The following is a 17,555-nucleotide window of genomic DNA, read 5'->3' on the forward strand; positions in this document are numbered from 1 at the left end:
CCGGCAGGCTCTCCGGCCGCTCGGGATAGTGAAGCTCAGCGCCACGCAGCCAGCCCCTTCCTGGAAGCGGTCCCACAACAGGATGGCATCCATCTGCCAGGTAAACTCATAGACCGTCCGAACGCCGTCGCTCTTTATGACTTGGCCTATCCAATCTAGCCTTAGTTCGATGGTGGCGGCACCGAGAAGTCGCAAAGACTAGGCCTGGAGTCAAAGCAAGCACACCGCTCCGCTAACGCGAGTATCTCAGCACGTGCCTTTTCGTCCTTGAGCTTCATGAAGATCGCAATGAGGCGAAGTGAGTCGTCGATGATATGCTCCTTCGAGTTTTTCGTCATAGGCTCTCACCCAGCTCGGATATGGGCGAGGAATGCGGCAACCTGGCTTTCCAGTGACGCGGAATGGCGCGCTAGAACAGCGGCAGCTTCAGCCATGGAGGACGCTTCGAGGCCCGCCTCTACAGCCGCGTCACTAACTTCAGAAATAGTTTCCGAGACGGCCTGCGTTCGGCGGGCTGCACCGTCAACGTTGCCAGCAATTTCACGAGTCGCTGCTTCTTGCTGTTTGACGGAGGCCGAAACGTTGGTCGTGATGTCATCGATCTTGGCAATCATCGAACCTACCCCGCTGATTGCCACTTCGGCGCGGCTCGTTGCGCCTTGAATGGCGGTGACCTGGCCACCGATTTCTTCGGTTGCCTGCGCAGTTTGCTCCGCAAGTGCCTTCACTTCCGAGGCCACAATGCTAAAACCTTTGCCGGCATCTCCCGCACGAGACGCCTCGATGGTGGCGTTCAGTGCCAAGAGATTGGTCTGGTTTGCGATCTGATCAATAAGAGCGACCACTTGGCCGATCTTCTCGGCGGTTTTCGCCAATGCGCGCATCTCGACATTCACACGCTCGGCTTCTTCTACGGCCTTCCCGGTCTCGTGACTGGCCGCTGTAACTTGGCGTCCAATTTCGGAAACCGAATTTGCCATTTGCTCGGTCGCAGCGGCAACCGCCGAGACGCGTTCTGATGCACCCGTCGCCTCGGCCCCAACGTTGGTTGCGCGCTCTCGCGCAACGGATGTTCGGTTCATAAGAGTGTCGGCGGCTCTGGTCATTTGCGCCGCGGACTGTGAAACCGCAGAAACGACACTCCCCACTGTTTCCTCAAATTGTTGCGCGAGCGCCATCAGAGTCGCACGTCGAGTTCCTTCGGCTTCGTCGCGAATTCGGTCCTGCTCCTGTCGCAGCGTCTTGGTCTCGTTTAGGCTTTTTTTGAAGACCTGAACTGTGCGCGCCATATCGCCGATCTCGTCTCCGCGATCGGTTCCCGTAACCTCACTGTTCAGATCGCCATCCACCAAACGCACCATGACCCGACGCAGGCCTTCGAGGGGACGGGTAATTTCGTTTCGAACAATCAGCCAAGTCAGCAACAGCCCCAGAAGCGCGCCACCGCAAGCCAGCAGTATTAGCATCCGGCGATTGGACGCGTAGTCCACCTGGGCTTGAGCAAGGTCGGCATGCATCGCCTCCCTGGTCTCATCCAACCAGGAACGAGCGGCTGCTTCAGCCGCATCGAGGGCGACCTTGCCTCGCGTGTTGCCCATCTGCTGTGCGCGTCCATCGCCATTTTCACGGGCCAGACGCTGAATCTCCTTGTCGACACTCAACCAATGCTCGAAGCCGTCGTCGACATCATTGAGTTGGTCTACAAGTTGCGGAGGAGCGAGTTGAGAGCTTGCGAACTGACGGATCGAGTTCCGCAAGCCGGTGATCCGCTCTGAGACTTCGTCCAATGCTTTGCTTAGTCTTTCAAGACGGTTGTCGTCGATCTCGGCAACCGTGTCCTTCTCGAGCGCATAAAAGCGATTCAGTTCAGTCAGGAGTTGCTGGCCGGCTCGGACCATGCGCTGCGCGAAGGCGTTACGCTCAGCCTCGGCTACCTTGGTGATGTCCGCAACCATGCTGGTGACCAGCTTTTCGAGTTTGTCGAAGCTTTCGCCACCTTCGGTCGCCGACAGCTGGAACGCTCTTGATTTCGAGTTGAGCTTTGCCAATTGGCTCATTTCGTCAGCGACGCCGATATAGGCCACGGTCAGCTCGAGGAATTTGTCCAAGCGTTGAGACTGACCTGCCGTCGGCGTCTGCTGCAGCGCCGTTTTTATATCGGCAAGTTCGGCCTTTCTGGCCTCGATCTCGGCGATGGCCGCCGTCTTCCCGGCATCTGTACGCTCGATCACGAGGTCGCGCGCGGCACGGGATATCTTGACCAAGGTGACAATTGCATCTTGCGCCAGACCAGTCTGGCGAATTGGGCCCGCTGCCAGCACCTCGAGCCTGGCGTTCTGAGCGGCGAGCTGCTTGAGCGAAAAGACGATGACGGCAACGATTGTTAGCGCCAGAAGACCGATAGCGACACCTAACTTGAGCGACAGACGCAGATTGCGGAAGATGGCTGACATGAGACGGCCTTTGTTGTCTGATCCGACACGCTTCGAAAGCGAGAAGTAGTGGTCGAGGACTCGCCGGGCGTTCTTGCCTCGATTGTCCGAGCGGCAACTCGGTTGAGATCTACCAACCCTTTCCTGCTTCCGTTTCGCGTTCCGTGGGCGGGTCAGCGAATGAGAATGGCTCGAAAGTCGTTGACGTTGGTAAGTGTCGGTCCGGTCACGACGAGGCGATTCATCCGCGCAAACGCGCCATAGGCGTCGTTGCCGTCGAGGTGGGCTTGGAGATCAATTCCGAGGTCTCGCGCGGTTGGAACGAGCGTGGCATCGAACCAGGCACCCGCATTGTCCTCGGACCCATCGATGCCGTCCGTATCCACAGCAATTGCAGATACGCCCGCGCCATCCAGAGCCAGAGCCAGCGAGAGCAGGAATTCGGTGTTTCGTCCTCCGCGCCCCGCCTGCCGCACCGTCACGGTGGTTTCGCCTCCCGACAGGATCACGCATGGACGACTGACGGGCATCCCATGCCTGAGCACGGCACGCGCGATCCCGGCCATGACGATGCCGGCCTCACGTGCTTCACCTTCGATGGCGTCCCCCAGGACGAGCGGCTCAATTCCCAAACGGCGCGCGGTCGACGCAGCAGCATCGAGAGCCGATTTGGCGGTTGTGATGACGTGCACGGCGCCCGGAGCTATCTCCGGAGCACGGTTTGTCTCGACAATTTTCATGACATGGGGCGGCACCTCTATGCCGTACCGGTCAAGGATCGCGCGCGGCCCCGTTGATCTGGATGATGCTGGAATGGTCGGACCCGACCCAACCGTTGCGGGATCGTCTCCGGGCACGTCAGAGATGACGTATGTCACCACAGGTGCACGACTGACGGCAGCGAGACGACCGCCTTTGATGGCAGAGAGCGCCTTCCTGACCTCGTTCATGGCACTGATAGGTGCACCGGAGCGGAGTAGCGCCGACGTGATCGCGCGCTTCTCATCCAAACTGAGGCCTGGCGCGGGCAGGCTCAGCAGCGATGACGCCCCTCCCGAAATCAAGGCCACGACGAGATCGTCGCGACCGGCCGTTTTTACCAGGTCAAATATTCTCTGTGCCGCCTGGAGTCCGGCGGTGTCCGGCACGGGGTGAGACGCCTCCACGACCTCGATCGATCGCGTCCTGGCGGAATGACCGTAGCGGGTGATGACAAGACCTTCGATCGGGTGTGGCCATGCACTTTCGAACGCCTGGGCCATGCTCGCGGCAGCCTTGCCAGCCCCGACAACGATCGTGCGGCCTCTTGGCCGATTGGGCAGCCGGCCAGCGAACTGGCCCATTGGACGCGCGGCGTCGAGCGCGTCCTGCATGAGCGCATCAAGGATTGCGTGATCGCTCCCGGTCCTGGTCACCATCTGCCCCCTCTGACGTCTCGCGAATCCCTCGACCTCAGATCGCTGCAAAACCCCTGGCACAAGCAGCCAGCACGTCGTCCTCGGGAGTGGACCACCACCGCGGTGAAAACACTTCCACCTCGGCGAAGCCCTGATAGCCAGTCTGTTCGACCTCACGACGGATACTGCCGACGTCGATAACCCCGTCGCCCGTCATCCCCCGATCGAGAAGCAGATCGTTGGTCGGAACCAGCCAATCGCAAACATGGAACGCCATGATGCGTCCAGAATGGCCTGCGGCGGCGATGTCCTCGCTCAAACGCCAGTCCCACCAGACATGATAGACATCGATGGCCACGCCGACCCCACCTTCGCGCGATGGATCCAGTCGGTCGCAGAGCGCCAGGGCCTCACCCAGGCTTGTGATACAGGAGCGATCGCCGGCATACATGGGATGAAGCGGTTCAACGGCGAGCCCAACTCCTGCCTCTCGCGCATGCGGCAACAGCATTGCAAGACCTTCGGCGACCTGCGCCCGCGCAGCTGCGATGTCCTTGCTTCCTTCCGGCAGGCTTCCGACAACCAGCACGAAGCAAGGCGCGCCCAATGCGGCGGCTTCATCGATTGCGCGAAAGTTATCCGTAACGTTTGCCTCGAACGCTTGCCGGCTGGCTCCCGGAAAGTACGCTCCGCGGCAGTAGCCGCTCAAGGAAAGCCCGGCATCTCGAATGTGCTTGCCGACGAGACGATGGTCTTGTCCCTCCAGATCCCGGCGCCAAGGCGAGATGCCACCAAAGCCGTGACGCGCCACGCGTTCTATGACTTCGCCGATCGGCGAACGATGTCCAAGCGTCGCCGTGTTGATGGAGCATCGAGACATCGGTAGAGGCTGAGCCGAAAGGATGGTCATGAGGCGTCCTACTTGAACTGTGGCGAACGTTTCTCGACGAAAGCTGCCTTGCCTTCGATTGCGTCGTCGGAGAGTCCGAGCGGCACGGTGATCTCCGCCTCCATCGCCAGGCCGGCGTGATAGCCGAGCCGCAGCGCTGCTGCGACGCAGCGGCGCGATGCCCTTACCGCCTTGGGAGATACGCTTGCGATCTGACGAGCCACCTCCAGTGCTCGATCAAGAAGCTTGTCGTCGTCCACCAATTCATCGAAGATCCCGATGCGGAATGCCTCCTCCGCAGCGATCGGTTGCGCAGTCAACATCAAGCGCAGCGCTTGGCCGCGACCAACGAGCAGCGGCAGTCGCATGGTTCCGGTGGCAGTGGGCATGGCACCCAACTTGGCCTCGGGCACGCCAAAACTGGCGCTGCGCCCTGCGATCCGGAGATCACAAGCCAGCGCCATCACCGCGCCCCCGCCGAGCGCATGCCCGTTGCAGGCGGCAATGACCGGTACCGGTCCAAGCTCGATGGCTTCATTGAGCCCGGTTTCGGCAAGCCGGGCGTCTTCGATCCACTCCGGTGTTGCTTCGAATTCTCGGATGTTGGAGCCGACCGAAAAGGCGGGCCCCGTTCCGGTCAATACGATGCACCGCGCCGAATGATCCTGATGCGCGCGCTCCAGGAACGCTTTCAGATCCCGCCGGGCTTGAATCGTAAAGACGCCGAGCGGGCGGGAAACGATTTGAATGAGCAGCACGCCGGGATGCGGCATGGTCGCTTCAAATGTGGCGTTCTTGGCAAGCTGGTTCGACATATCGAGGCCTCAGGCGGCGTGCTGCTTGGTCGGGTTGTTTGGTGCGGTGTGCGCTGCTAACTCCAGGCCAAACGGCTCTGGACAAAACAGCCGCTCATCCATGATTTTGAGCTCGGCGGCCACTGCCAGAGGCGTGCCTGCTTTCGCGATCACATCGCGTTCGAGGTCGACGGCGGGTGCGATTTCCACCACGGTCAACCCACTTGGCCTGAGCTTCAACACACACCGTTCGGTGATGTAGGTCACATCACATCCGCGGGCGAGCGCACGGCGACCACTGAACGTGACATGACTGACCTCGGGAATGAACTTCGCGATCTTGCCGTCCTGCTCAATGCGAAGCTTGCCGTCGCCGGCCGTCACCTTGAGGCCACCCGCAGTGAAATAGCCGCTGAACACGATCTTTTTGGCGTTGGCCGTGATATCGACAAATCCACCACATCCGGCTGTCAGATACGGTCTCGCGGCGAGGCGAGAGACGTTGACGTTGCCGAACGCGTCCACCTCGAGGAACGAGAGCAAGGAGGTGTCGAAGCCTGCGCCCTGAAAATATGTGAACTGCTGCGGGGTTGGAAAGATCGCCTGGGCATTGGCTGCACAGCCAAAGGCAAACCCGGTAAGCGGCACGCCGCCGACAGCGCCCTGCTCGATCGCCCAGGTAACCGCCTCGGCTTGGCCCTCTTCAAGCAGGATCTGCGGGACGATCGCCGAAATTCCAAAGCCCAGGTTTACTGCGCTGTCCTCTGCCAACTCCACGGCGGCACGACGGGCTATGACCTTGTCAACGCTCCACGGCTCGGATTCGAAGGATGAAAGAGGCCGGCGCGTCTCCCCACTGATGGCAGGGTCGTACGTAATCTCAGTGGCTTGCGCCTGCAGCGGATCGACGACGATGTAGTCCACGAGTGTCGAGGGCACATGAACACGCTGCGTCGGGATCGATCCTGCCGCCGTCGTTCGCTTGACCTGGCAGATAACAATGCCTCCCGAATTATGCGCAGCAAGTGCAAGATCGACCATTCCGAGGACCGCACCTTCGTGCTCCATCGAAATGTTACCGCGCTCGTCAGCCGTGGTGCCACGAATGATCGCGACGCGCGGAGTATGATTTGGGAAATGCAGCCAGGAGTCGCCGCCGAATTCGACCAAGTGGACAATTTCTCCACGCTTGGCCGCGGCCTCGTTCATCTTGCAGCCGTTCAGCCGCGGATCGACGAAGGTATCGAGACCGACCTTGGTCAGCACGCCCGCCCGCTTTGCCGCCACATCGCGGGCCATATCGTACATGATCCCGGAGGGAATGTTGTACGCAGCGACTTCGTTTCTGCCGATCATCTCCCAGATTGCCGGAGACGGGAGAGAAGAAGGTCCGCTCGGATATGAACCTGCCAAAATAGTCGACAGCAAGCCTTTCTGAGCCAGATGATCGACGCCCTTGATGCCATACATGTCGCCAGCGGCGATCGGCGAGAAGACCGTAAGATTGCGTGGACGTCCCTCCGATTGGAAACGTTGCCCGATGGCCGAAAGCACATGATCGGGGCAATTCAAGCCCGCCGACGATCCGACGCAAACGATATCGTTGTCGCGGATCAGAGCGGCTGCTTCAGCGGCACTGATGATCTTCTTTTTCACCTTGGTTCTCCTATACGACCGCCAAAAAATGTCCGCCTCTAGTGCGCCGGCTGCTGCTTGGCTCGCGTGACAATCTGGGTTGGATTGACGAACCTGAGTGCGACGATCAGCCAGATAAGGGTCGTGACCATGTAGACCACCGCCATCGCGTCGATCGACTGGACTGCTCGCACGCCGGCAGCGAAGACGGCATAATAGAGAGCGACGACTAACGTCTGGCTGGTGGGACCCGCCACCAGGAAGGTGAGCTCGAACATCGCAATCGTCCGAACAAGCACCAAAAGGAGCGCCGCCAGGATTCCGGGAAGCAGCAAGGGCATCAGGACGTGAGCGAACAGTTTGAACGTGTTGGCGCCGAACACACGCGCGGCGGCCTCGATCCTGGGATCGATTTGCTCGATGAACGGAATCATCACCAGAATGACGAACGGTACCGTGGGGACCAAATTCGCAGCGACCACGCCCCAGAATGTACCAGCGAGCCCGGTCTGATAGAGGACGGTCGCGAGCGGGATGCCGAAGGTGATCGGAGGCACGATCAGCGGGAGAAGAATGACAAGCATGATTATCTTCTTGCCCGTGAATTCGCGGCGCGCGAGAGCGTATGCGGCTGTGACGCCCAGAAGGCCGGATATCACGACGACTGCACCGACCACCTCAAACGTGACGAGCAACACGTCCCCTAGCTGAAATTCGCTCCAGGCGGACGAATACCAGCGCGCTGTCCAGCCCGCAGGAAACCACGTGCCAAGCCATCGCGTGGCAAACGAGCTAGTGACGACCGACGCGATCATGGCGAACAGGTTCAGAATGAAGAATCCGACGAGAGCCCAAACCGCAGTGATCCAGAGTTTCGATCTGAGCGACGTGTCACGGATCATGGCCTTACCCCTTCGCTCCGGTTGCAGGACCGCGATAGAACAGGCCGCGGGACGCCATCATGCCAATGACGATCGCGAGCTGGACAAAACCCATGATCATCGCAATCGCAGATGCCAACGAGTAGTCGTACTCCTCAAATGCCGCCTGATAGGCTGCGATTGACATCACACGAGTTTCTCCGGCAGGCTCGCCGAGCAGGACGGCCGAGGGAAACACCGAGAAAGCCTGAACGAAGCTGAGGCAGAACGTGATCGCGAGCCCAGGCATCAGGATCGGCAAATAGACGTGGGTAAACCGTTGGCGCGCACTTGCGCCTAAGGTCGCCGCGGCCTGCTCGAGGGCAGGATCGATCCCGGTGACGTAGGACAAGACAAGCAGGAATGTGAATGGAAAGCCGTTGATCACCAGCGAAGCAAACACACCCCAATAGTTGTGCACGAGACGCAGCGGATGATCGATAAGACCGATCGCCAATAACGCACGATTAAACCATCCCTGCGGACCCAGATAGTTCAAAAGTCCCTCGGCGATCAGAACCGTTCCGAGGGTGATGGGAATGACGAGGATGGTCGTCAGCAATCGCTGCCGGTATAGCAGGCGGACGCGGAAGGCGACCGGCAGGGAGAAGACGAGATTGAGCACCGTCACCGGGACTGACAGCAGCAACGTCTTCCAGATCGTGCTGTAGAAGTACGGATCGGTGAAGAAACGCACATAATTGGACCAAGCGGACCCGGCTTTTGGCTCGAATGAAAGGACGAGCCCGTACGCGAATGGGTAGATAAACAGCAATGCCAGCAAGACGAACGACGGAATCACCAGCAGCGTCACCGCATCGAAGCCCTGCGCGGCAAGTCTCTGGCGCAAGCTAGGTCCAGACTCAACATGATGCTTTTCGGCAGAGACTGTCATCGTCATGGCCGCCTCACATCGTTTCGCTGAAGACGAGGACGCGTTCCGGAGCAGCCCGGAGGTGAATGGTAGCCCCCAAATCCACCGCGTGGTCGGATCTGAAGACCAGATCGATCCCGTCCATCGTGCGCGCGGTCCCAACGAACTCGCGGCCTCGGTATTCGATGGTGTCTATGCGCGCAGCGAACGCATTCATTCCAGGATCACCGGTTATCAAATCGTCCGCTCGAATAGCGGCATAGGCCTCTGAGCCGTTCTGCACCGAGGTTCGAAGCAGACCAGTGATTTCACTGTCGCCAACGGCCAATGTCGCCTCGTCGTTCGTTTGGCGGATCACTTTGCCCTTGATCCGATTGCGGAAGCCCATGAAGTCGGCAACATCAATATGCTCCGGCCTCTCATAGAGATCATTTGGAGTCCCGACCTGACGAATGATGCCGTCCTTAAGCACGACGATGCGGTCGGCGAGCGAGAGAGCCTCGTCCTGGTCGTGGGTGACGTAGATCGTGGTCGCACCGAGCGTATTGTGTATCCGCCGAATCTCGGCCCGCATCTCAAGACGAAGCTTGGCATCGAGGTTCGACAAGGGTTCGTCCATGAGAACGAGCGGGGGTTCGATGACGATGGCGCGCGCGATTGCCACACGCTGCTGCTGGCCGCCGGAGAGCTGGCCAGGCAGCTTCTGAGCCTGCCCGGAGAGCCGGACCAGAGCCAATGCGTCGTCCACCTTGCGCGATATCTCGGCCTTGGAGACACCGCGCATCTTGAGGCCAAATCCCACATTCTGCTTCACGGTGAGATGAGGGAAGAGCGCGTAGCTCTGAAACACCATCCCGAAGCCGCGCTCTTCAGGTCTGAGCGTGTCGATGCGACGCTTATCGAGCCAGATCGCCCCTCCGGTGACCGGTAAGAGCCCGGCAATGCAGTTGAGCGTCGTCGACTTTCCGCAACCCGACGGTCCGAGCAGGGCAATGAATTCGCCGCGCTTGACCGTGAGCGTCACGTCTTTTAGCGCATTCAAAGACCCGAACTCCCGGCGAACGTGCTCAAGACGGAGCTCATCGAACTTCTGAAGGGCGATGGTCATGGATATTGATCCCGTATGCCTGAGGCGTTGATCTCTCGATTCCTATTGCGAAAAGGCGGCTACCCAATCTGATCGGGCAGCCTAGTTGGGGAGCTTTTCGCGCCGACTACTTCCGCTTGGCAGCTCCGATTTCCTCGTCCCAGCGCCGGAAGGCTGCCACGAGTTGATCTGCCTGAAGTTGCGGTTCGAGTGGAGCTGAGCCGATCGCTCGGTCGTAGTCGGGCCAGCCAAACTCCTTGAGGACGTCCTGGCTTTCCTTCGGCGCCATCGCGAGCGTCGACGTTTTCACGGACGGACCGGGATAGAAGTACCCCTCATCGTAGGCAAAAGCCTGCTGCTCGGGCGTGAGCATGTGCTTGAGTAGATCGATGACGACCGGCATCTTCTCCGGGGCGACACCGCGCGGCACGGCAAAGAACATCGCATCCGAGACCCAGTGGAACCCTTCCAGGGCAAACAGCCCCGCTTCTTTTGGCACGATGCCGAGTACGCGCGGATTGATGTACCAGCCGACCGTGGAGACGATCATGTCTCGCGTCCCGTCGCCCAGCTCCTTCATCGTCTGCCCAGTTCCGGTCGGGTAGTATTCGATGTTCTCGCCGAGGGCCTTGAGATAGGCCCAGGTCTTCTCCCACCCATTCACCGGATCGGCAGGATCCTTGTCGCCGAGCAGGTAGGGAAGGCCCATGAGGAAGGTGCGCCCGGGCCCTGAGTTGGCGGGCCTCGCGTAGAGAAAGCGATTCTTGTTCTCGCGAGCGTATGCGAGCAACTCGTCTGCCGTCTTCGGAGTCTTCTTCACGCGCCCCGGCATGTATTCAAACAGGGGGCCCGACGGAGAATACGCGATCTCCATGCCCTTCCCTTTTGCGAGGGCCTGCATCTTGAGGGGGCCGACATCGTAGATGTCCTCTGGCTTGGGCAATATGCCGGCGTACTGGGGCAGCAACTCCTGCCACAATTGCTGCTCGATGCCGGCAAAGAGCCCATCCGTCCCCGTGAGCACAATGTCGATATCTACGCGATTGGCCGATTGCTGCGCCTTGAGCTTGCTCGCCAGCTCCGGCGCGGGCGCCTTCGTGTAGGTGATGCGCGAGACGAGCTTCGGATTCTTCTGCCGGTACGCGTCGATCGACTTCTGGCTCAGGGCAAGATTGCCCGCGACGTCGATCACGTTCAGCGCGACGGGCAACGATGGCATGGGGCCAAGCCCCTGCCCCCTAGCACTTGTGGCTGCAAGCCCCAGCGCGCCCATGCCAAGAATGACGGTTCGGCGATTTACAGCGTGAATCAATGGACCCTCCTCCGCGTTGCGCTCGAATTTGCTTGCTTGTTTTACTAGAACGATATACTAGATCGTTCTACTAGATCGATCTAGTAACAGGACTCCCGCCCTCTTGCAAGGGCCAATCTTGCAAAACGAAACGAGGAAACTCACATGAACAATCCGGGACGCCGAAGCGCTTTGGTCACCGGGGCCGGCCGCGGGATAGGCCGCGGTATCGCCCTTGCCCTCTCGGATGCAGGTTTCGCCGTCGTCGCCAACGACCTGCCAGGGTCAACTGATCTGGCCGAAACCGTAGCGGCCATTCGTCAAAAAGGCGGGGAAGCGAAGGCCTTGCCCTTCGACGTGTCGAACGTAGCCGACCATCAAAGGGCCGTCGACGAAGCATGGAATGCATTTGGTGGCATCGATTGTCTCGTGAACAATGCCGGCGTGTCGGTCGGCGTTCGGGACGACCTCTTGAAGGCCACTCCCGAGAGCTATGACCGGGTCATGTCGATCAACTTGCGCGGCCCCTTCTTCCTGACCCAGGAGGTCGCGCGGCGAATGGTCGGCGCGGAATCATCCCTGTTCCGCAGCATCATCACGATTTCCTCGATCAATGCCGAGTTCGCGTCCGTTGATCGCGGCGAATACTGCATCTCCAAGACGGGCCTTTCCATGTTGGCCCAGCTTTTCGCCGTACGTCTCGCCGCGCATCGCATTGGATCATACGAGATCCGACCCGGCATCATCCGGACTCAGATGACTGCGGTTGCGACCGAAAAATATGACCGCCTCATCGCCGAAGGACTGACGGCATTCCAACGTTGGGGTGAACCTGAAGACATCGGTAGGGCCACGGCGATGTTGGCGACTGGTCAGCTCCAATACTCGACAGGCGAAGTGATCCGTGTCGATGGGGGCCTTGCGCTTAGGAGCCTGTGATGACGCGATCGGGAAACCATCTGGCCGCCGGCGAATATTGGTTCGAAGACTTAGCCGAATGCGACCACTATGAAACAGGGCATCTTGTTGTGACGGATGCTCACATCGTCGCCTTTGCCGGTCTTTCAGGAGACTTTTTCGATCTGCACATGGATGACGAAATTGCCAAGGCCTTGGGTTTTCCAGCGAGAGTCGCCCATGGACTCCTCGGTTTGGCCCTGATCGATGGCCTGAAGAATCGATCGGCAGTTCGGATTATGGCCGTCGCTTCACTTGGCTGGAATTGGCACTTTCGGGCGCCAATCTTCGCGGGCGATCGGATCGGAGCCAACATTCGCGTCGCGAGCACGCGCTTGTCGAGCAAGGGACAGGCAATCGTCACTCTCGCATTCAAGGTCACAAAGCAGGACGGAACGACTGTCCAGGACGGTGAAACCGCCCTGCTCGTCCGGCAGCGCACGCCCAACTGAGAAGGTAGAGTCCATGACTTACATTCGATTGCCACGTGAAGACGGTCAATTCGACGAACTCGCCATGGGTGCGCCGGCCAACTGGCTCACTGCGAAACCCGGTCAGCCCCTCTCCCGCCTCGCTTTATCCGCCGGTCACGTCGTTTGCGATCCACGGGCGGACATTTCGCCAATGCGCGAGGTCGCCATCGATTTCGAAGCGACTCAGCGTTTCCGAGACTACCTTTGGGATCTTGGGCTCGGCGTGGCGGAAGCGATGGATACTGCTCAGCGAGGGATGGGTCTCGATTGGACGTCCGCCCAGACACTGATCCGTAATACGGTTGAGAGCGCAAGAGCAAGACCGGGCGCCGTGGTGTTCTCCGGCGTCGGGACCGATCATATCGATCCTGCCGGCGCAACCCTCAACACCGTGTTGAAGGCTTATTCGGACCAGCTCTCATTCGTTCAAGCGATCGGCGGGCGCGTTATCATGATGGCAAGCCGGGCCCTGGTGAAAGCCGCGCGCGGCCCGGCAGATTATGCTGAGGTCTACCGGCGCGTGCTTGAAGAGGCCGATCAGCCCGTGATTCTTCATTGGCTGGGAGACATGTTCGACCCCGCGCTCGTGGGATATTGGGGACACAGCGACGTCGGTCCAGCCATGGACGTTTGCCTCCGTGTCATCGAAGACAACGCCCACAAGATTGACGGAATCAAAATCTCACTACTCGACGAAAAACATGAGATCGCCATGCGTCGGCGGCTTCCGCAAAACGTGAAAATGTACACGGGAGACGATTTCAATTATCCCGAACTTATCGCTGGGGATGAACAGGGGTTCAGCCACGCACTTCTCGGCATCTTTGACGCAATCGCGCCTGCTGCGTCCGCGGCATTGCAGGCGCTGAGCAGCGAGGATCAAGCGAGTGGCAAGAGAGCCTTCCGCGAAATTCTCGACCCTACAGTTGCGCTGTCGCGAGAGCTGTTCCGTGCGCCCACGCAATATTACAAGACAGGAATTGTCTTTCTTGCCTATCTGAACGGCCACCAGGATCACTTCACCATGCTGGGCGCTCAGCAAGGCGCGCGGTCAATCTTGCATCTATCGCGCGTCTTCCGGCATGCGGCAGCGATCGGACTGTTTCCAGATCCTGACCGCGCGGCAGCCCGCATGCGGACCATTTTGGCCCTCCACGGCATTGCGTGAAGCCGGCTCTCGACCACCAAGCAGCATGAATGCTACCCTGGAGACGAACAGATGGCATTCATGTTGCGAGACGAGGGCTCTCACCCAGTGGATATAAAAACGAGAAGAGAGGACTCCCGCCCGACGCTGGTGGATATAGCCAAAGCCAGCGGCGTTTCAAAGGCTACGGTCTCGCTCGTCCTTCGCAACAGCCCCACCATTCCCGAGAGAACACGTGAGAAGGTGCTGGAAGCTGCCAAGAAGCTAGGTTACGTCTACAATCGGGGCGCCGCCAGCCTCCGCCTGCCCCACACACGGATGATCGCAATGGCGGTCAACAATCTCACAAATCCCTACTTCGCTGAGATTGTTGCGGCAATCGAGGATGCACTCACGACAGCAAACCGAATCGTCTTGATGTCCAACACGGGCGAGTCGGTCGCAAGACAAGGCGCCTTCATCGAAACGGTACGCGAATACAATGTCGATGGGCTACTCATAGTGCCTGCGGTTGGTACGGACGCTTCCTTCATAAACTCCCTGCACTCACTGCACCTGCCTTGCGTGCTGGTCTCTCGTACGGTACCGGGCGCGAATGTCGACTATGTGTCTCCGGATCATCGCGGTGGCATGATGAAGGCAATGGATCATCTCATCGGCCTCGGTCACACGCGGATCGGGATGATCGGCTCCAACGAGAATATCTCGACGGGCCGCGATCGGTTTGCCGGCTACCGTCAAGCTCTCGCCAAACACGGGATACCACTGGAACCTCGTTTGGTTCTCTCGGGAGCCGAAACGCGCGATGTGGGAATGGCGCAAGTTCTTCAGCTATTGGACTTGCCTGAGCCGCCAACAGCCGTCGTGTGCTTTAACGACATTGTTGCATTCGGCGCCATGCTCGGCCTTCGATCCCGGAATTTGACCCCAGGTCAGGATTTCTCTGTCGTTGGATTTGACGATATCGCGGAAGCTACCTTGTGGCGGCCGGCCTTAACCACGGTCGCAATTCCGAGACGAAATGTCGGCAACGAGGCAGTTCAGTTGCTCCTTCGACGGATCAATAACCGGGACGCGCCATTCGAATCCATTCTCATACCAACCGAGCTCGTTGTACGCGATACGACCTGTCCTCCGCCGACGACGTCAGCGAGCAGGCGTCGAAGGGGTTCCGGCACATCGTCTCGTTGAAGCGAGCAATGTTTTTTCTCGCGGGCGACCCTGCCGAACCTAGCACACGAACGCATTCTTCTACGACGCCCTGATCTTGATGACGAAGCTGCTAACCTAGTTCGTCAAACGCGCTGATTGCTCCGAGACTTGATGCGCAGCAGTAAGGACTTGGCTCGAGGCTTCTTCGGTCTCGGTCGAAGCCCGAGTGACGGCTGCAATTCGTCGACTGGCTTAGTCGACGCTGCTAGATGCTTGTTGAACGTTTCGAGCGATTTCGTTCGTTGCGGCCCCCTGCTCCTCCACTCGGATGCAATGGCCGAAGCGATCTCGCTGATCCTGTTGATTGTGTTTGAAATCCGCCTTGATTGCGTCAACCGCCTCGCGAGACGCTAACTGAACCGAGCCAATCTGCGCGTCGATTTCCTCTGTTGCTTTGCCGGTCTGGCTAGCGCGCGCCTTGACCTCCTGCGCCAGCATCGCAAATCCGTTCCCCGTTTCGCCTGCCCGAGCGGCTTCGATGATTGCGTTAAGGGCGAGCAAATTGGTTTGGCTTGCGATGGCGTTGATCAGGTTGACCACGTCACCGATCTTTTGGGACGCCGTCGAGAGCTCGCTCATCATGATGCCGCTGACCTTGTTCGCTTCGGCGACAGCGGCTCGCGTCACCGCCGCGGAGTCTCGACCTGGCGGCAGATTTCTTGAATGGCGGAGGACAGTTCCGTCGTCGCCGAGGCAATAGGAGCAGTCGGCCACCGCCCTTGCTTCGCTTTCATTCTGCTCCGCCAAAGCGGAAAGCGACTGCGCGGCGACATTGAGTTCGGCGGCCTGCGACGAAACCGCCTCGACGATTCCCCGCTACACTCCTGTCAAGATCACCTGCCAGGGCGTTCATGGTGCGCTTGCACTCCTCTCGCACCTCAACTAGGGCCGAGATGTCCTGCCAGGAGCGGCGCAGGCCCGACCAGACGTGCGCCGAAGGCGCATCGCCTAAACGCAAAATGGCACCCGGAGAGCGTGAGCATAGCGACCCGAAGGGACACGCGGCTCCGAGTGCAGCGACGAGACCGGTTCAATAGCGGCACCCGGGAACGGGGCAGTGATAGCGATCGCCGCAGGCGAGCCCCTTTCCCGAGTGCCCCCGGCGAGGAGCACCAAAGCTCTAGCGCGAGGGATCGAAGCCGCAAGGCGCGCGCCGTAGAGGCGTGGAGAAGAAGGGAGTGTTCGAAAGAATGGAGCCTGCTGGTTATGGCTCTTACTTGCCCGGCTTACCGGTGTCGGAAACGACTGAAACCTCGAAAGGGGAACGGGACCAGAGCATGCCGGGAAACGTCTCGAAGTCGGGCGCCGCAGCCCGGTGGAGAGCACAAAGTAAAGGTATGCATGGTGAAAGCTGTATTGCCTGAATCCCAGTTTCCAGTTGCCAAAGGGCTGGCCGTAGCGAACGCGGCTGACACGCTATGCCACACGGGACAGATCACACCTCCCAGTGCGAACTGTCACCGGTCCGTGTGGGACGACCACTGTCAGTGGGTCAAGGAAACGAACGGGACACCTAAACATGCCGTAACTCCCCACACACGTAACTACGGGATCGCCTATAGCAGGCTCTTTCGAGAACCTGTATGGCGACGGAGCCGTCATAGTACCCAAATGCCCGACGTAATGGCCGGGACAGCCGCCGCGAGGTGGACGATCATGCGTATAAGGCCGGGTGACCGGACCGAAAGCGCCTCCGATCGGGGGAAGGACGATGTCGCTAAGAACGGCATTTGCAGTATGCGTAGAAGAGATTCTTCGACGGAGAGGTGCTGCTGATGCAGGCCGCTATCATCCAGAGAAGAATTGAATCACTGCCGACTTTGTCGCGGTCGGGTAAGCGTATAAATGGCCTTCACCGCTTGATGAGATCTCCGTATCTTTTCGAGAGGGCTTACGAAAAGGTCTCCCTCAACAAGGGAGCCCTGACGCCGGGAGTTGACGGCAGGACCTTCGACGGCATGTCGCTGGCGAAGCTCGCCGATATCGCCAAGCGCGTAGCAGACGGCACTTATCGCTTCCGGCCAGTCCGGCGGGTTTTTATCCCGAAGGACAACGGCAAAACACGACCGCTGGGTATCCCCACGGTGGAAGACCGGCTCGTCCAGGAGGCGGTCAGGATATTGCTCGAAGCGATCTACGAACCTGTGTTCCTCGATGAGTCGCATGGGTTCCGCCCGGACCGATCCTGCCATACCGCTCTTAAGACTATCAAGAAGACCTGGACGGGTTGTAAGTGGCTAGTCGAAGTGGATGTGCGTGGGTTCTTCGACAATATCGACCATGACATTCTGCTCGAGCTTCTGAGGAAACGGATCGATGACGATAGGTTCATCGGCCTGATCGAAGGAATGCTCAAAGCAGGTTACATGGAAGATTGGGTCTACGGACGCACGTACAGTGGTACGCCACAGGGCGGCGTTATGGCTCCCTGAACGCAAAAGATAACT

The 17,555-nt window shown here is 59.4% G+C and carries 15 protein-coding genes; 5 read left to right on the top strand and 10 right to left on the bottom strand.

Translation table 11 applies throughout. The features are described from left to right. Positions 1-344: 344 nt before the first annotated feature. The 9 genes from IC50_RS38540 to IC50_RS26815 form a co-directional block, all read right to left on the bottom strand. Positions 345-2,453 (bottom strand): HAMP domain-containing methyl-accepting chemotaxis protein, encoded by a 2,109-nt coding sequence (locus tag IC50_RS38540; protein ID WP_050991103.1) that lies wholly within the window; start codon positions 2,451-2,453, stop codon positions 345-347. A gap of 152 nt (positions 2,454-2,605) precedes the next feature. Further along, complete coding sequence (locus tag IC50_RS26780) at positions 2,606-3,850, bottom strand: glycerate kinase type-2 family protein (RefSeq protein WP_050991104.1); 1,245 nt, start codon at positions 3,848-3,850, stop codon at positions 2,606-2,608. A 34-nt stretch (positions 3,851-3,884) separates the two neighbouring features. Then, positions 3,885-4,739: a sugar phosphate isomerase/epimerase family protein gene (locus tag IC50_RS26785; protein WP_050991105.1), complete on the bottom strand. Its 855-nt coding sequence runs from the start codon at positions 4,737-4,739 to the stop codon at positions 3,885-3,887. Between the two features lie 8 nt (positions 4,740-4,747). Further along, positions 4,748-5,533 carry an enoyl-CoA hydratase/isomerase family protein gene (locus tag IC50_RS26790; protein ID WP_050991106.1) on the bottom strand — a complete coding sequence of 262 codons (786 nt, stop codon included), beginning with the start codon at positions 5,531-5,533 and terminating at the stop codon, positions 4,748-4,750. Between the two features lie 9 nt (positions 5,534-5,542). Then, positions 5,543-7,168 (bottom strand): acyl CoA:acetate/3-ketoacid CoA transferase, encoded by a 1,626-nt coding sequence (locus tag IC50_RS26795; protein ID WP_035711697.1) that lies wholly within the window; start codon positions 7,166-7,168, stop codon positions 5,543-5,545. Between the two features lie 38 nt (positions 7,169-7,206). Beyond that, complete coding sequence (locus tag IC50_RS26800; RefSeq protein WP_035711700.1) at positions 7,207-8,049, bottom strand: ABC transporter permease; 843 nt, start codon at positions 8,047-8,049, stop codon at positions 7,207-7,209. 4 nt (positions 8,050-8,053) lie between these two features. After that, a complete protein-coding gene (locus tag IC50_RS26805) occupies positions 8,054-8,968 on the bottom strand; it encodes an ABC transporter permease (protein WP_244429651.1) in 915 nt (304 codons plus the stop codon). Positions 8,969-8,975: 7 nt separating this feature from the next. Beyond that, on the bottom strand, positions 8,976-10,049 hold the full coding sequence (locus tag IC50_RS26810) for an ABC transporter ATP-binding protein (protein WP_035711703.1): 1,074 nt from the start codon (positions 10,047-10,049) through the stop codon (positions 8,976-8,978). 106 nt (positions 10,050-10,155) lie between these two features. Beyond that, positions 10,156-11,340, bottom strand: a complete 1,185-nt coding sequence (locus IC50_RS26815; protein WP_035711706.1) for an extracellular solute-binding protein — start codon at positions 11,338-11,340, stop codon at positions 10,156-10,158. A gap of 144 nt (positions 11,341-11,484) precedes the next feature. Here IC50_RS26815 and IC50_RS26820 point away from each other — a divergent pair, with 144 nt between their 5' ends. From IC50_RS26820 to IC50_RS26835, 4 genes are read left to right on the top strand one after another with little or no spacing between them, the layout of a single operon-like run. Continuing rightward, positions 11,485-12,258, top strand: a complete 774-nt coding sequence (locus tag IC50_RS26820; RefSeq protein WP_035711709.1) for a 3-ketoacyl-ACP reductase — start codon at positions 11,485-11,487, stop codon at positions 12,256-12,258. Next, the gene (locus tag IC50_RS26825) at positions 12,258-12,728 is read left to right on the top strand and encodes a MaoC family dehydratase (protein WP_035711711.1); all 471 of its coding nucleotides are present in this window, start codon (positions 12,258-12,260) and stop codon (positions 12,726-12,728) included. Before IC50_RS26820 ends, IC50_RS26825 begins: the two co-directional genes overlap by 1 nt. A 13-nt stretch (positions 12,729-12,741) precedes the next feature. Then, positions 12,742-13,917, top strand: a complete 1,176-nt coding sequence (locus IC50_RS26830) for a dihydrodipicolinate synthase family protein (protein WP_035711712.1) — start codon at positions 12,742-12,744, stop codon at positions 13,915-13,917. A gap of 51 nt (positions 13,918-13,968) precedes the next feature. Next, on the top strand, positions 13,969-15,087 hold the full coding sequence (locus tag IC50_RS26835; RefSeq protein WP_050991108.1) for a LacI family DNA-binding transcriptional regulator: 1,119 nt from the start codon (positions 13,969-13,971) through the stop codon (positions 15,085-15,087). Positions 15,088-15,300: 213 nt separating this feature from the next. On the opposite strand, the gene IC50_RS26840 is transcribed toward IC50_RS26835, so the two are convergent. Beyond that, a complete protein-coding gene (locus IC50_RS26840; protein ID WP_202948124.1) occupies positions 15,301-15,822 on the bottom strand; it encodes a methyl-accepting chemotaxis protein in 522 nt (173 codons plus the stop codon). 1,061 nt (positions 15,823-16,883) lie between these two features. Between IC50_RS26840 and IC50_RS26845 the strand changes: the two genes are divergently transcribed. Further along, positions 16,884-17,540: a reverse transcriptase domain-containing protein gene (locus tag IC50_RS26845; protein ID WP_035711715.1), complete on the top strand. Its 657-nt coding sequence runs from the start codon at positions 16,884-16,886 to the stop codon at positions 17,538-17,540. The last annotated feature ends 15 nt before the right edge of the window (positions 17,541-17,555 follow it).

The sequence above is a fragment of the Bradyrhizobium genomosp. I (2014) genome, from assembly GCF_000261685.1.
Taxonomy (GTDB): Bacteria; Pseudomonadota; Alphaproteobacteria; order Rhizobiales; family Xanthobacteraceae; genus Bradyrhizobium.

Coding starts and splice junctions, on each gene's coding strand:
- IC50_RS26820 (WP_035711709.1), top strand. CDS start 11,485: ATGAACAATCCGGGACGCCGAAGCGCTTTGGTCACCGGGGCCGGCCGC.
- IC50_RS26785 (WP_050991105.1), bottom strand. CDS start 4,739: ATGACCATCCTTTCGGCTCAGCCTCTACCGATGTCTCGATGCTCCATC.
- IC50_RS26830 (WP_035711712.1), top strand. CDS start 12,742: ATGACTTACATTCGATTGCCACGTGAAGACGGTCAATTCGACGAACTC.
- IC50_RS26800 (WP_035711700.1), bottom strand. CDS start 8,049: ATGATCCGTGACACGTCGCTCAGATCGAAACTCTGGATCACTGCGGTT.
- IC50_RS38540 (WP_050991103.1), bottom strand. CDS start 2,453: ATGTCAGCCATCTTCCGCAATCTGCGTCTGTCGCTCAAGTTAGGTGTC.
- IC50_RS26835 (WP_050991108.1), top strand. CDS start 13,969: ATGGCATTCATGTTGCGAGACGAGGGCTCTCACCCAGTGGATATAAAA.
- IC50_RS26790 (WP_050991106.1), bottom strand. CDS start 5,533: ATGTCGAACCAGCTTGCCAAGAACGCCACATTTGAAGCGACCATGCCG.
- IC50_RS26810 (WP_035711703.1), bottom strand. CDS start 10,049: ATGACCATCGCCCTTCAGAAGTTCGATGAGCTCCGTCTTGAGCACGTT.
- IC50_RS26780 (WP_050991104.1), bottom strand. CDS start 3,850: ATGGTGACCAGGACCGGGAGCGATCACGCAATCCTTGATGCGCTCATG.
- IC50_RS26825 (WP_035711711.1), top strand. CDS start 12,258: ATGACGCGATCGGGAAACCATCTGGCCGCCGGCGAATATTGGTTCGAA.
- IC50_RS26805 (WP_244429651.1), bottom strand. CDS start 8,968: ATGACGATGACAGTCTCTGCCGAAAAGCATCATGTTGAGTCTGGACCT.
- IC50_RS26845 (WP_035711715.1), top strand. CDS start 16,884: ATGCAGGCCGCTATCATCCAGAGAAGAATTGAATCACTGCCGACTTTG.